The 13,183-nt window shown below is 73.7% G+C and carries 12 protein-coding genes and 1 riboswitch; of the genes, 10 read left to right on the forward strand and 2 right to left on the reverse strand.

All coding sequences use genetic code 11. The features are described 5' to 3' along the window. Positions 1-43: 43 nt before the first annotated feature. The 6 genes from FR742_RS03705 to FR742_RS03730 all read left to right on the forward strand — a co-directional run bounded on the left by FR742_RS03705 (position 44) and on the right by FR742_RS03730 (position 8,070). Complete coding sequence (locus FR742_RS03705) at positions 44-1,819, forward strand: ATP-binding protein (RefSeq protein ID WP_246639416.1); 1,776 nt, start codon at positions 44-46, stop codon at positions 1,817-1,819. 11 nt (positions 1,820-1,830) lie between these two features. Continuing rightward, positions 1,831-2,970, forward strand: a complete 1,140-nt coding sequence (locus FR742_RS03710) for an exonuclease SbcCD subunit D (protein ID WP_148029606.1) — start codon at positions 1,831-1,833, stop codon at positions 2,968-2,970. Continuing rightward, the gene (locus tag FR742_RS03715; RefSeq protein WP_148029607.1) at positions 2,970-5,537 is read left to right on the forward strand and encodes an AAA family ATPase; all 2,568 of its coding nucleotides are present in this window, start codon (positions 2,970-2,972) and stop codon (positions 5,535-5,537) included. Before FR742_RS03710 ends, FR742_RS03715 begins: the two co-directional genes overlap by 1 nt. Further along, complete coding sequence (locus tag FR742_RS03720; RefSeq protein ID WP_148029608.1) at positions 5,534-6,478, forward strand: hypothetical protein; 945 nt, start codon at positions 5,534-5,536, stop codon at positions 6,476-6,478. The genes FR742_RS03715 and FR742_RS03720 overlap by 4 nt, the downstream gene beginning before the upstream one ends. Positions 6,479-6,544: 66 nt before the next feature. Next, the gene (locus FR742_RS03725) at positions 6,545-7,489 is read left to right on the forward strand and encodes a GlxA family transcriptional regulator (RefSeq protein ID WP_148029609.1); all 945 of its coding nucleotides are present in this window, start codon (positions 6,545-6,547) and stop codon (positions 7,487-7,489) included. Next, positions 7,489-8,070, forward strand: coding sequence for a DJ-1/PfpI family protein (locus FR742_RS03730; protein ID WP_222708828.1), 582 nt, complete (start codon positions 7,489-7,491; stop codon positions 8,068-8,070). The genes FR742_RS03725 and FR742_RS03730 overlap by 1 nt, the downstream gene beginning before the upstream one ends. Here FR742_RS03730 and FR742_RS03735 read toward each other — a convergent pair. Next, positions 8,067-8,882 carry an SAM-dependent methyltransferase gene (locus FR742_RS03735; protein ID WP_148029610.1) on the reverse strand — a complete coding sequence of 272 codons (816 nt, stop codon included), beginning with the start codon at positions 8,880-8,882 and terminating at the stop codon, positions 8,067-8,069. The two genes, FR742_RS03730 and FR742_RS03735, sit on opposite strands and share 4 nt — an antisense overlap. Before the next feature lie 170 nt (positions 8,883-9,052). On the opposite strand from FR742_RS03735, the gene FR742_RS45030 reads away from it, so the two are divergent. Beyond that, positions 9,053-9,238: a hypothetical protein gene (locus FR742_RS45030; RefSeq protein WP_222708829.1), complete on the forward strand. Its 186-nt coding sequence runs from the start codon at positions 9,053-9,055 to the stop codon at positions 9,236-9,238. Between the two features lie 14 nt (positions 9,239-9,252). Further along, positions 9,253-10,440, forward strand: coding sequence for an erythromycin esterase family protein (locus FR742_RS03740; protein WP_222708830.1), 1,188 nt, complete (start codon positions 9,253-9,255; stop codon positions 10,438-10,440). 6 nt (positions 10,441-10,446) lie between these two features. On the opposite strand, the gene FR742_RS03745 is transcribed toward FR742_RS03740, so the two are convergent. Then, positions 10,447-11,469: a rod shape-determining protein gene (locus tag FR742_RS03745; protein ID WP_187280975.1), complete on the reverse strand. Its 1,023-nt coding sequence runs from the start codon at positions 11,467-11,469 to the stop codon at positions 10,447-10,449. Positions 11,470-11,629: 160 nt separating this feature from the next. Here FR742_RS03745 and FR742_RS03750 point away from each other — a divergent pair, with 160 nt between their 5' ends. Continuing rightward, on the forward strand, positions 11,630-11,830 hold the full coding sequence (locus tag FR742_RS03750) for a DUF5302 domain-containing protein (protein WP_148029613.1): 201 nt from the start codon (positions 11,630-11,632) through the stop codon (positions 11,828-11,830). 154 nt (positions 11,831-11,984) lie between these two features. After that, a riboswitch (cyclic di-AMP (ydaO/yuaA leader) is annotated at positions 11,985-12,122 on the forward strand. A gap of 185 nt (positions 12,123-12,307) precedes the next feature. Continuing rightward, entirely contained in the window at positions 12,308-13,153 is an 846-nt protein-coding gene (locus tag FR742_RS45565) for a hypothetical protein (RefSeq protein WP_261808345.1), read from the forward strand. Positions 13,154-13,183: the final 30 nt, after the last annotated feature.

The raw sequence follows: 13,183 nt of genomic DNA on the forward strand, positions 1-13,183 counted from the left end.
CTCCTTGACGGGGGACTTCTGTCACCCTGGCCCATTACCCTGCATGGAGGCGTTGATGGGGGTGGAGGGCTTCGTGACGGTCAACGGGATGACGAGCGTCGATGTGGCCTCCGTGGCCGCGGGGGCGGTCGGCCGGGTGCTGGGCACGCAGGCCGCCTCGCCGCTGTCGTTCTGGATCGGGCTGGAGCCGGGCAAGGTGGTGCAGCTCGACGACGTGGTGGTGACCAAGCGCGAGGTGCCCGGCCACGGGCCGCTGGTGATGGCCGGCGTGGTGACGGCCGTGGAGGCGCGTCACGAAGGCGCGGCGTACGACTCCGACGTGTTCCTGATCGCCGAAGGGGCGCTGCCCGCGGCGGTGGTCGAGGTGGCCGAGGTGCGGGTCACCCGGGTCGAGCCCGAGGTGTTCGTGCCGCCGCTGCCCGGGGCCACGGTCTATCTCGCCGGGGCGGGCGACCGCGACCAGGCGCTCTACTTCGACGTGATGGAGCGCCGGGTGCCGCTCGGCGTGGGCCGCGACGGGCAGCCGCTCTACGTCAACTTCGACTTCCTCGACGGCACCCGCGGCGCCCACGTGTCGATCTCCGGCGTCTCCGGCGTCGCCACCAAGACCTCGTTCGCCACCTTCCTGCTCTACTCGATCTTCAACTCGGGGGTGCTGGGCGGCGAGGCGGCCAACACCAAGGCGCTGATCTTCTCGGTCAAGGGCGAGGACCTGCTCTTCCTCGACCAGGACAACGTCCGCCTCGACGAGCCGGCCAAGGCCGTCTACGGCCGGCTCGGGCTGCCGGCCAGGCCGTTCGGCAGCGTCCACGTGTTCGCGCCGCCCCGGCCCGGCGACCCCAACGGCGTCCCCCACGTCTCGGCCCGCACCCACGGCGTCAGCTCCTTCTACTGGACGCTCGTCGAGTTCTGCCAGGACGAGCTGCTGCGCTTCGCGTTCGCCGACGCCGACGACGAGCGGGCCGGCTACTCGCTGCTGGTCGGCCAGGTGGCGGCCCGGCTCAAGGCGTGGGCGGAGCCGGTCGGCGACGGCGGCGCCGTGATGATCCAGGGCACCTCCTGCCGCACCTTCTCCGACCTGGTCGAGCTGCTGTCCGACCAGCTCCAGGACGAGGGCAGCCGCCCCCAGTGGACCGGCGCGCAGACCCCGCTCGGCACCGTCAACGCCTTCCTGCGCCGGCTCAGGAGCGCCGTCCGCGCGCTGTCGCCGATCATCCGCGGCGACCTGCCGTTCTACCGCAACCACTCGGTCAGCACCTCCAGCGCCCAGGTGACGATCGTCGACCTGCACAACCTGCCCGAGCGGGCGCAGCGGTTCGTGGTCGGCGTGGTGCTGCGCGGCGAGTTCCACCGCAAGGAGTCCTCGGGCACCGCCAAGCCGCTGCTGTTCGTGGTGCTCGACGAGCTCAACAAGTACGCGCCGCGCGAAGGCGACTCGCCGATCAAGGAGATCCTGCTCGACGTGGCCGAGCGCGGGCGCAGCCTCGGCGTGATCCTCATCGGCGCCCAGCAGACCGCCTCCGAGGTGGAGCGCCGCATCGTCGCCAACAGCGCCGTGCGCGTCGCGGGCCGGCTCGACACCGCCGAGGCCGCCAGGTCCGAGTACGGCTGGCTGCCCCCGGCCGTCCGCGACCGGGCCACCATCGCCAGGCCCGGCACCATGTTCGTGGCCCAGCCCGAGATCCCGGTGCCGCTGGTCGTCGCCTTCCCGTTCCCCGCCTGGGCCACCCGCCCGTCCGAGGCGCTCGCCCCCGCCGAGGCGTCGGCCGATCCGTTCCAGGGGCTGCCCGGCGTCGAAGACGACATCCCGCCCTTCTGAGAGGTCGACTCGTGAAGATCCTGCACACCGCCGACTGGCACGTGGGCAAGGTGCTCAAGGGGCGCTCCCGCCTCGACGAGCACCGCGAGGTGCTGCGCGAGCTGGTCGCCACCGCCCGCGAGCGGGACGTCGACCTGGTGATCGTGGCCGGCGACCTGTTCGACACCTCCGCGCCCACCACCGAGGCCCAGCAGCTCGTGCTGCCGGCGCTGATGGCGCTGCGCGAGGGCGGCCGCGACGTCGTGGTGCTGGCGGGCAACCACGACAACCCACAGCTGTTCGAGGTCTACCGGCCGCTGCTCGGCAAGCTGGGCCTGCACGTGGTGGGCGCGTTCCGCCGCCCCGACCAGGGCGGCACGCTCTCCTTCACCGCCCGCACCGGCGAGCCGGTCCGGCTCGCCGTGCTGCCCTTCCTGTCACACCGCTACGTGGTGCGCGCCGCTGAGGTGCTGGCCGGCACCGCCGCCGAGCACAACCGCGACTACGCCGCCCGCATCGCCGAGCTGATCGCCGCGCTCACCGCGGGTTTCGAGAACGACACGGTCAACCTGATCACCACCCACGGCACGCTCCCCGGCGGCCGGTTCGGCGGTGGCGAACGGGAGGCCCAGTCGATCTTCTCGTACTACTTCGAGCCCACCGCCTTCCCGCCGTCCACCCAGTACGCCGCGCTCGGCCACCTGCACCGCCGCCAGCAGCTGCCCGGCCCGTGCCCCATCTGGTACAGCGGCTCGCCCATCGCGGTCGACTTCGGCGAGGAGGGCAACCTGCCCGGCGCCCTGCTGGTGGACGTCGCGCCCGGCCGGCCCGCCGCCGTGGAGGAGGTCGTGTTCCGCTCGCCGCGCAGGCTGCGCACCGTGCGCGGCACGCTCGACCGGCTGGAGTCCCTGGAGCAGGGCGACGACTGGCTCCGGGTGGTCGTCGAGGAGAAACCCCGCGTCGGCCTCGCCGACCAGGTGCGCGAGCTGCTGCCGGGCGCGATCGACGTGACCCTGGACGAGCGCTTCCGCCCCGTCGCCGCCGTACGGGAGTCGCGCTCGCCCGCCCGCAGCCCGCGCGAGCTGTTCCGCGAATACCTGACCGCGACCGGCCGCGCCGACGAACAGGTGGCCACGCTCTTCGACCGGCTGTACGACGAGGTGACCGGCTGATGCGCCCGCTGCTGCTGCGACTCGACCACTTCGGCAGCTTCCGCGACCCGGTGGACGTCGACTTCTCCGACGTCGACTACTTCGCGCTGACCGGGCCGACCGGGGCCGGCAAGAGCACGATCATCGACGCGCTCTGCTTCGCGCTCTACGGCACCGTCCCGCGCTGGGGCAGGGAGAACGTCATCGCCCACGCGCTGGCCCCGTCCGTCGCGGCGGGGAAGGTGGCGCTGCTGTTCGAGAGCGACGGCCGCCGCTACGGGGTGGTCCGCGCGCTCGTCCGCGACGGCAAGGGCACGGTCCGCACCAAAGAGGCGCGCATCGACGAGCTGGCCGGCGGGGTGCCGCTGGGCGAGGCGTGGGAGGCCGTGGTCAGGCCGCTCGCCGAGGGCGAGCACGTCACGGCCGAGGTGCAGCGGGTGACCGGGCTCGAATACCGCTTCTTCACCCAGTGCGTCGTGCTGCCGCAGGGGCGCTTCGCCGAGTTCCTGCACGCCGCGCCGCGCGAGCGGCAGGACCTGCTGGTGCAGCTGCTCGACGCCGACGTGTACGAGGCGATCAGGCAGCGGGCGGTGCGCGAGGAGGAGACGGCCAGGACCTCCGCCTCCCTGGCCCGCGACGAGCTGGGCAAGCTATCGGGGGCGACGGCCGAGCTGGAGGAGCAGCTGGACGGGCGGCTCTCCGCGCTGCGGCGGCTGGCCGCGACCCTCGACGCCGACCTCGACCTGTTGCGTGCCCGCGAGTCCGAGATCCGCCGCGCCACCCGCGAACGCGCCGCCGTGGCCGAGCGGCAGGCGGCCCTGGCCGCGCCGCGCATGCCCGACGGGGTGGCGACGCTCTCGTCGGCCCGGCGGGCCGCCGCGGAGGCGGTGACGTCCCTCCTCGACGAGGTCGCCAGGCTGGAGGCCGACGAGCACGAGGCGGACGAGGCGCTGGCCGCGCTGGGCGGCCGGGAGCGCCCCCAGGCCGCGCTGACCGCGCTCGACTCCCGCGACCGGCTCACCGCCCAGATGGAGTCGGCCCGTGCCCAGGCCCGTTCCGCGGCGGACTCCCTTGAGTCGCTGAGGTCCGCGCTCCAGGAAGCCGAAAGCGCCATGGCCGAGGCCGATCGGCGCCGCGACCGGCTGCGCGACGCCCACGCCGCCGCCGACCTGGCCTCCCGCCTCACCCCCGGCGACCCGTGCCCCGTCTGCCTCCGCCCCACCCCAGGAGAGAACACACCCCCGCAGCCGACCGCCCCGACGGGCTCCGCCGCCTCGGGAACCCCCACCGCGACCACCGCCGGCGCGGAAGATCCCCGTACGGGGAGCCACGCGGGTGCGGCTGTGCATGCCCACGCGGGCGCCGGGGCGTCCCGGGTGGTGGTGCGGGCGCCTGGGGCTGCGGAGATCCGGGCGGCGGAGGGGGCGTTGGCCACGGCGCGGAAGGAGGCCGAGCGGGCGCGGACCGCGTACGCGAAGGGTGAGACGTCGGCGGGGATGTACGCCACCCAGGTGACCAGGCTGGAGGCGGAGCTGGCCGCGCTGCCCCCGGCCGTGGACCGGGCGGCGGTCGAGGGCAGGCTGGCCGCGATCGCCAAGGCGGAGGCGGTGGCCGCCGAGGCCCGCACCGCCGTGAGGGCCGCCCGCTCCCGGCTGCGGCAGGCGCAGACGGAGGCGGAGCGGGCCGACCGGCGGGCCGCCGACGCGTGGCGGACGCTGGAGACGGCCCGCGACCGGCTGCTCGCGCTCGGCTCGCACGACGACCCGCCGCCCCCGCTGGCCCGCGACGACCTGCACCGCGCCTGGACCGACCTGCTGGCCTGGCGCGACGAGGCCGCCCGCGCCGCCACCGCCGCGCTGGCCGAGCGCGACGAGGAGCTCGCCGCCGCCACCGCCGGCCTCTCCCGCGAACGCGCCAGGCTAGCCGAGCGCCTCCGGGAGCACGAGGTCCCGCTGCCCGGCGAAGGCACCCCCGAGCAGCTCGGCGCGGCCGTCGCCGGCGAGGTGGCCCGCGTCGAGTCCCGGCTGGAGCGGGTCAGGGAGGCCCGCGAACGCGCCGCCGAACTGGCCGAGGAGCTCGCCGCGAAGGAGCACGCCGCCAAGGTCGCGCACGAGCTTGCGCTGCGGCTGCGCGCCAACGCCTTCGAGCGCTGGCTGTGCGCCGAGGCCCTCGCCGTGCTCGTCACCACCGCCTCCGGCCTGCTGCGTGAGCTGTCCGACGGCCAGTACGAGCTCGCGCTGAGCGACCGTACCGAGATCGAGGTCATCGACCACGCCGAGGCCGGGATGCGGCGCAGCGCCCGCACGCTGTCCGGCGGCGAGACCTTCCAGGCGGCGCTCGCGCTGGCGCTGGCGCTGTCCGACGCGGTCGCGCGCGGCCTCGACTCGATCTTCCTCGACGAGGGGTTCGGCACGCTCGACCCGGCCACCCTCGACACGGTCGCCACCACCCTCGAACGGCTCGCCGCCGGGCAGGAGCGCATGGTCGGCGTCGTCACCCACGTCCCCGCGCTGGCCGAACGGGTGCCGGTGCGGTTCGAGGTCCGCCGCGACACCAAGGGCTCGCACGTGCGGAAGGTGGGGCCGTGACGGCGTTCTCCGTCGATCCCTGGGACCCCGGTTACGCGGCGGCGCTGGCCGCCGAGGCGTTCTCCGAGCTGGGCGCCACGAGCGCCGAGCTGGTGCTCGACATCGAGCGGCCGTCCGGCGACTGGAAGCCCGTCACCCCCGGCCCCGACGCCAGGGCTCCCGAGACGCTGCTGGTCGCCGACGGGGTGCGCCGGATCGACGCCCGGGTGTGGGTGGACGACCCCGACACGGCCATGCCGGTGCCGGGGATCGCGGCCTCGTACGCCGCCGGGATCGTCCGGTGCGGTCCCGACGGCGCCGACCTGGCGGACATCGAGGTGCACCGCGCGCTCATCAGCGCCTCCCCGTACACGCCCGAGGTGAAGACCGCGCACGCCACCTACCGCCCCGGCAGGGCGGCCGACTCGACGGCGGAGGAGCTGTCGCTGGCGCTGCAGCGGCAGGTCACCCAGCTGGAGGTGGAGCTGTCGGTCCGCCACCGCGGGATGGCCGACGACCTGCTGCTGGTCGACGGGCCGCTGCGCGGGCGCGGCCATCTGCCCCGCACGATCGGCTACATCAAGACCCACCACATCGCCTACCTGCCGCCCGCTCAGTCGGCGGTGGTGGCCTCGCTGGCGCCAGGTCAGCGCACGCCGGTGTTCCTCATGGGCACGAGCTGGCGGCGGCACGCCTGGTACGTGCGGCTGCCCGTGCACGCGGTCACCCCGTGGGCGGGCATCGTGCGCTGCGAGGCGAGCGCCGAGCTGGACCCCGCGGAGGCGGCGGCGCTGGCCGACGCGGTGACGCTGGCCCTGCCGCCGCTGGCCGGCGTCGACTACAAGGATCCGCGCGCCCCGCAGAACCTGGTGCCGATCGGCGGCCTGGAGAAGCTCCTGCGCCACCACCTGGGCGACTCCCGGCTGCTCTACCGGGCGCTGCGCACGGCCGCACGTAGTTGATCTTGGCGGAAATCGTCACTTTCCTGTCCTTGCCGCCATGACGGGCGGCCCTGGAGCATAAAAGACGTGCGCGTCGTCTTCGTCATCTTTCCCGGGTTCCAGATCCTGGATCTGACCGGGCCGCACGAGGTGTTCCACCAGGCCGGACCGTACGCGATCGAGACCGTCGCGGTGGCGGAGGGGCCGGTCCCCGCGTCGGGCGGGCTGGCCGTGGTGCCCACCGCGACCGTCGCCGGTTGCGACGGCGCCATCGACACGCTCGTCGTCGTGGGCGGGCGCGGCACGCCCGAGGCGTGCGCCGACGCGCGGCTGATCGGCTGGCTGCGGGAGACGGCCGGGCGGTCCAGGCGGGTGGCGTCGGTGTGCACCGGGGCGTTCCTGCTGGCCGAGGCCGGGCTGCTGGACGGGCGGCGGGCCGTCACCCACTGGTCGTCGTGCGACCGGCTGGCCGCGCGGCACCCGTCCGTCGTCGTCGATCCGGACGCGCTGTTCGTCCAGGACGGCAACGTGTGGACCTCGGCGGGCGTGACCGCCGGGATCGACCTGGCGCTGGCGCTCGTCGAGGACGACCTCGGGGCGGACGAGACGCGGCGGATCGCCCGCCACCTGGTGATGTTCGTCCAGCGGCCCGGCGGGCAGGCCCAGTTCTCCGCCCAGCTCGAAGCGCGGCGGCCGGCCCGCGAGCCGCTGCGCGACCTGCTGGCCTGGATCATCGCCTCCCCCGACCAGGACCTCACCGTGCCCGCGCTGGCCCGCCGGGCGGACATGAGCGAGCGCAACTTCACCCGCGTGTTCACCGCCGAGACCGGCCGCACGCCCGCCGCCTTCGTCGAGTCCGTGCGGCTGGAGGCGGCCCGCCGCCTGCTGGAGACCACCGACGACACGCTCGACGCCGTCGCCAGGGCCTGCGGGTTCGGCACGGTCGAGACCCTGCACCGTTGTTTCCGGCGGAGCCTGCGGGTCACCCCGGGGCAGTACCGCCGCCACTTCCGCATGACGAGGAGCCACTGATGCGCATCGGGATCTTGCTGTTCGAGGGCGTCGAGGAGCTGGACGCCGTCGGCCCGTGGGAGGTGCTGGCCTCCTGGGCCGCCGCCCACCCGGACGAGGCCGAGGTGGTCGCCTTCGCCCGCGAGGCCGGCCCGGTCCGCGCCGCCAAGGGTCTGGGGCTGGTCGCCGAGCACGGCATGGCCGACGTCGGGCCGATGGACGTGCTGCTGCACCCGGGCGGGCGCGGCACCCGGCCGCTGCTCAAGGACGAGGAGCACCTGGCCTGGCTCCGCGACCGGCGCGCCACCGTGCCGCTGCTGACGAGCGTGTGCACGGGGTCGCTGGCGTACGCGGCCGCGGGCCTGCTCGCCGGCCGCCCCGCCACCACCCACTGGTCGGCCATCGACACCCTCACCGACCTGGACCCGACGATCGAGGTACGGCCCGGCTACCGGTTCGTGGACGACGGCGACACCATCACCGCCGCAGGGGTGTCGGCGGGCATCGACATGGCGCTGCACCTGGTGGCCCGGCTGGCCGGCACCGAGCGCGCCAAGGAGACCCGCCACTACATCCAGTACGACCCGGCCCCGCCGGTCTAGGGGACGCGGCCGACGACGCCGAGCACGCCGCCCTTGACCAGGCCAGGCCACGGGTACGGGTCGTCGTCGTTGCGCCACTTCTGGGCCGGCACCACACCCGGAGGGAGGATCTCCAGGCCGTCGAAGAGCGCGAGCAGGTCCTCCCGGCCGCGCCAGGCGAGGCCGCCCGAGGTGCTGCGCTGGTAGACGCCGCGGACCCCGTCGACCTTCGCCGCCTCGCTCTCCCCGGGCTCGATGTAGCCGTGCGAGACCACCAGGTGGCTGCCGGACACCAGCGGCTGCCGGAGGGCCGCCACGATCTTGGCCACCTGGTCGTCGTCGTGGAAGAAGTGGAAGACGGCCGCCACGACCACCGCCACGGGCCGGGAGAAGTCCAGATGCTCTTCGGCGGCGGCCAGGATGGCGTCGGGCTCGGCCAGGTCGCCCTGGACGATGATCGTCTCGGCGTTGTCGGCCAGCAGGGCGCGGGCGTGGGCGAGCACGATCGGGTCGTTGTCCACGTACACGATCTTCGAGTCCGCGGCGACCCGCTGCGCGACCTGGTGGACGTTGTCCTGCGTCGGCAGGCCCGTCCCGATGTCCAGGAACTGCCGGATGCCGGACTGCGCCAGGTGCCGCACGCTCCGGATGAGGAATCCCCTGTTGGCCAGGGCCACCTCGCGGATGTCGGAACCGGTCTGGCGGGCGAGCTCGATGACTTGCTCCGCGGCCTCCCGGTCGGCGGGGAAGTTGTCCTTGCCGCCCAGGTAGTAGTCGTACATGCGGGCCACACTGGGCACGTTGGGGTCGATCTGCCCCGGAAGCTGCGCCATGTCCTCGCCTTCCACGTAGCCTCTGCCGCAAATGTAGTGCTTTTTCGTGACGAACGGATCTTTATCCTCTAGAAAGAGGTGATCCGGTGGGACGGTATGGGCCAAGGGCTGATGCGGGCGATACTTTGGTCCGATGCGGCGGGCCCGCCGGGGGTGTCAGCGTTGCCCGCATGGGGTTCATCGGAGTCATTCTCATGATCCAGGGGTTCGGCGGGTTCGTGGCCCGCCAGTTCTTCGACCGCGACTTCGGGCTGCTGCATCTCTGGCTCGACGGCGCGACGCTGACGGTGGTGAGCGTCGCGCTGGGCGTGCTCGGCCTGGTGCTCGCCCTGGCCAGTCTTCGAGACAGGTCGTGACGGGAGCGGCCGAGGTGACCGGCTGGCTCGCGTCCAGGGCCGTCCCGCTCGACGGGCTCGACCCGCGCGGGCCGGTCGCCGGCCTGGAGCCGCTGCGCGAGGTCCTCGACGGTGTCAGGGTGGTGGGGCTGGGGGAGGCGACCCACGGCACGCGGGAGTTCTTCCTGCTCAAGCACCGGCTGCTGCGGTTCCTCGTGGAGGAGCTGGGGTTCACCGTGCTGGCGATGGAGGCCAGCGTGTCGGCGTCCGAGGCCCTGGACGCCTACGTCCTGGGCGGAGCGGGGGAGCCGGAGCGGCTGCTGGCCGACCTCGGGTTCTGGACGTGGCGGACGCGGGAGATGCTGGCCGTGGTGGAGTGGATGCGCGCGCACAACCGCACCGCCGAGCCGAAGGTGCGCTTCGCCGGGATCGACCCGCAGTTCCCCGCAGCGTCGCTGCGGTGGCTCCGCGATCACCTGGGTGAGCGGGCCGGCGAGCTGCTCGGGCCGCTGGCGGTGCTGGGGGAGACGCGCCTGGGAGTGGGGGAGCCGCTCGACCCGGCGATCGAGGCGGCCGCCCGCGGGCTGGCCGACGAGGTGGGCGCCGGCGGCCCGGAGGAGGCGCACGCCAGGACCGTGAGCCAGTTCGCGACACTGGTCACGCGGCCGATGCGCGACGCCGACGGGGCGCGCACCGCCGGGGCGGCCCGCGACCAGTTCATGGCCGACAACGTCGACCGGCTGCTGGAGGACCCGGCCGCGAAGGTCGCCGTCTGGGCCCACAACGGTCACGTGGCCGCCGGCCACTACGCGCGCCTCGGTGCTCCGGTCATGGGAGATCATCTGCGTCAGCGTCACGGCGCCGGTTACTACGCGCTCGGCCTGCTGTTCGGACAGGGTGAGTTCCGGGCCAGGCGGCTCCGGTTCGGCAGGCCCGACGTGCGGCGGCCGCCGGTGCGCCACCGGGTGCCCGCCGCCGGCAGGCCCGACGTGGCCGAATCCCTGCTGGCCGCCGCCTGCCCCCGCGATCACGTCGTCGACCTGCGCCTCGGGCCCAGGCCCGAGGCGGTGACCCGGTGGCTGGGCGAGCAGCAGTACGTGCGCGGTTACGGCGCCACGGCCGGGCGCTTCTCGTACAAGCTGACCTTCACCCCGGCCGTGCTCGGCGCCGCCTTCGACGGGCTCGCCTACATCGCGCACGGCACCTGTTCGACCCCGCTGTAAGGGTTGTCACAGCGGGGGCCGGGGGCCGATGGCGCCCAGGCGGTCGGCGTATCTGCCGAGGCCGAGTGCCATCGACTCGACGGGCCGGTCCGCGCGCCGCACCGGCACGCCCATGGCGGCGCGCAGGCGTCTGGCCAGGCCGCGCAGCAGCGCGCCGCCGCCGGTCAGCACCGCCCCGTGCGCGGCGACGTCGGCGGCGAGCTCGGCGGGGCAGCGCTCCAGGGCCGTCGCCGCCGCGCGGGCGATGGCGTCGGCCGGCGCCCGGGTGACCTCGTACAACTGCTGGACGGGCAGCCACGCGACCCGCTCGCGCCGCGACTCCGGGTCGAGGCCGCGGACGATCACGTGCCGGTCCAGCGGTTTCCAGGACGGGCCCGCGCGGAGCTTGGCCGCCTCCGCCTCCGCCTCGCCGACCAGCAGCCCGTGCTCACGGGCGACCAGGGTGGCGATCGCCGCGTTCACGGCGTCGCCGCCGGCGTGGACGGTCCCGGCGGCGACGACGGCGCCGCAGGCGAGGATCGCGATCCTGGTCAGGTGAGGGCCGATGTCGACGATCATGCGCCCGGCCGGCTCCGTCACCGGGAGCCCCGCGCCGAGCGCCACCGCGACGGCGTGCTCCACGAGGTACACCCGCCTGGCGTCCGCCTCGTAGGCCAGGTCGCGCACGGCCGAGCTCAGGATGGGCGGGGCGCCGTCGGGCAGCGCCATCACCAGCCGCGGCCGGGCGTACGGGTGCCCGTGCACCTTGCTCAGGAAGTGCTTGACCAGCCGCCCGGCGAGCTCGCCGCCCTCGCGCACCGGCCAGCGGGCGATCCCGTCGTCGTCCCGTACCGCCCGCGTGCCCGCCCCGCTGGAGGGCGAGCACGCCGCGTACGCGTCCGCGCCGAAGAGCGTGCGGCCCGTGGCCGCGCAGGCCGCCGCCATCGACGGCTCGTTGAGCACGACGCCCAGGCCGGGGGCGTAGATCTGGGTGGTGGCCGTGCCGAGATCGATCGCGAGATCCCGGCCGAGGAACGCGAGCGGGCTCACCGCCGCGGCTCCGGGGGGTAGAGCTGCATGTCCGTGGTGTTTCCTCGATCGGGTCAAGGCAACACCAAGTCGCCGGCGCGCGTCCCGCCGATGATCCCGGTTATGCGCTGTCAAGGCCTGCGTGCGAAGCTGGAGGCTGTACGCACATCAGGAGGCCCTCATGGCGGAAACCCCGGAGCCGGAAGTCGACGAGACTCCCGAGGACGAGATGAAGCGCAAGTTCCGTGAGGCACTGGAGCGCAAGCGCGGCCAGCAGGCGGGATCTGGCGGCAGTGGTAGGGGCGCCGACCATTCCAAGATCCACGGAGCCCACGGCCCGGCTGCCGGCAAGCGGTCCTTCAGGCGCAAGAGCGGCGGCTGAATCTGGGTGTTCAAGGGGGTACGGCATGCCGTACCCCCTTTTTCTAGGTAGATCTTCGCCCGAATCATGGGCTTACCTTTGCGTTTGTCCGATTTGCTCGCTAGATTGGTCGGCGTTACCAGGCAGTGACCTTGGCTCTTCACCAGGAAGAGGCGGCTGCCTGGCGCCGAATCCCGCTCCCCCGCGGGAACCGGGGACCCACCTTCTGGGGTGAATCCGGCCCATGCGGCCGGTAGGGCATCTCCACGTCCGAACCCGTCAGCTAACCCGGTAGGCGAGATGGAGAGGACGTTTTCCTGTGATGAATCACCGCGCCCGTCCCCCCTACCGCGGGATGTCATCGGCCGCCGATTGAGCGGCACCATTTCCTGATCTTCCTTTCGCGCTCCCACCGTAGCGTCCGTACGGCTTGATGCCCGGCTACGTCGTTCCGCGAGCGCATCTTTGCTGTTGCCTCACAAAGGACTTCTGTTTTTCATGTCTGCTCGTTTCAGCATGCGTTCCATCGCCGCGATCGTCGCCGCCGCCGGCACGCTGGCGCTCGGCTCCGGCGCCGCCGCTCACGCCGACACCGACAAGGGCACGGAGAAGGTCCTGCTCCAGGGCGAGACCACGGCCTCCTACTTCTGGGACGACGGCTCCGGCCGCGCGGGTGACACCGGCCTGCCGGCCAGCGGCAAGCCCATGCAGAAAGGCATGGCCGCCAGCCCCAGCTGGCCGCTGCTGACCGAGGGCTACGTCGTCTACAAGGGCAAGAAGGCGCCGTTCTTCGTCGGCGACCGCGGCCCGGGCGTCCCGTCCAGCAAGGGCATCATGCTCGACCTGGACGGCAAGACCTTCGCCGACCTGACCGGCGGGAAGTTCAACCCGCGCACGCTCATGGTGGACGGCAACGGCGGCAAGGGCCACATCGAGGTCGAGTACGTCATCACCAAGTGGGGTGACGGCCTGGGCCTGAAGAACCACCCGGTCGCCTTCTCCGAGGGCGCCTACAAGCGCATGGACCGCAACCCGGCCGCCCCGCCGGTCCTGGCCGGGGACAAGGCGGACGACAAGGCGGACAAGAAGGACGAGGAGAAGGCCGTCGCGGGCCAGTCCGGCAGCGACAAGGCCGAGCCCGTGAAGACCAGCCCCGTGAAGGCCGACCCGGTGAACCTCGTCAAGGCCCCGGCCGAGCCGCAGCCCGCCGCCGGCGGCGCCGAGGCGGCCGCGGCCACCGAGCGGAGCAACGTGGCGGGAGCCGCCGTGGCCGGCGGCGTGATCCTCGTCGGCGGCGGCCTGGTGCTGGGCCGCGAGCGCATCCGCAAGCTCGTGCGCCGCTGACCTTTGCGTCACCACGATTAGAATGTCATT

The sequence above is a fragment of the Nonomuraea sp. C10 genome (genome assembly GCF_008017515.1).
GTDB classification, from domain to species: domain Bacteria; phylum Actinomycetota; class Actinomycetes; order Streptosporangiales; family Streptosporangiaceae; genus Nonomuraea; species Nonomuraea ferruginea.